Below are 460 nucleotides of genomic sequence, written 5' to 3'. Positions count from 1 at the left end.
ACTTTTTATTGCCGAAGCTCTTTCAAACAGGATCTCATGACTATCTATCAGGCGTTGAACACCTTTTTCTAGCCATTCGCATCCATTATTTTGTAGAGCACATCAATTACAGTCTTTGAAACAACCAGGGAAAACCTTGGCTCTCAACAAATATTCTTTAACAATGGTCAGTGGAGTAGTCAAATCTTCAACGGAGGAAACAAAAGCAGTTTCTTCAATTGCATTGACACCTTTGCCATGATTTGGAATTGGCGCAGTTATAACTTTTAGAGTTGTAGATGGATCAAACTCAATAGTCTTATTATCTATGAGGTCTTGAATCTTGCATTTCAGAGCCCAACATTGATAAGTATCATGTCCGGGGCTGTTAGAGTGATAGGCGCATTTGGTGTTTGGATTGTATTTTGGAGGTGAAACATTGGGATTTGATGGTGGATCACGCAATGTTACCAAGTTAGCC

1 protein-coding gene is annotated in these 460 nt (G+C 39.1%); it reads right to left on the bottom strand.

The features are described 5' to 3' along the window. Positions 1-102 precede the first annotated feature (102 nt). A partial coding sequence (locus VSR34_RS38515) for a hypothetical protein (RefSeq protein ID WP_342965247.1) occupies positions 103-460 on the bottom strand: 358 nt, incomplete at its 5' end.

This window comes from Paraburkholderia sp. JHI2823 (genome assembly GCF_038900695.1).
GTDB classification, from domain to species: domain Bacteria; phylum Pseudomonadota; class Gammaproteobacteria; order Burkholderiales; family Burkholderiaceae; genus Paraburkholderia; species Paraburkholderia mimosarum.
This window is presented reverse-complemented; position numbering and strand designations above follow the sequence as displayed.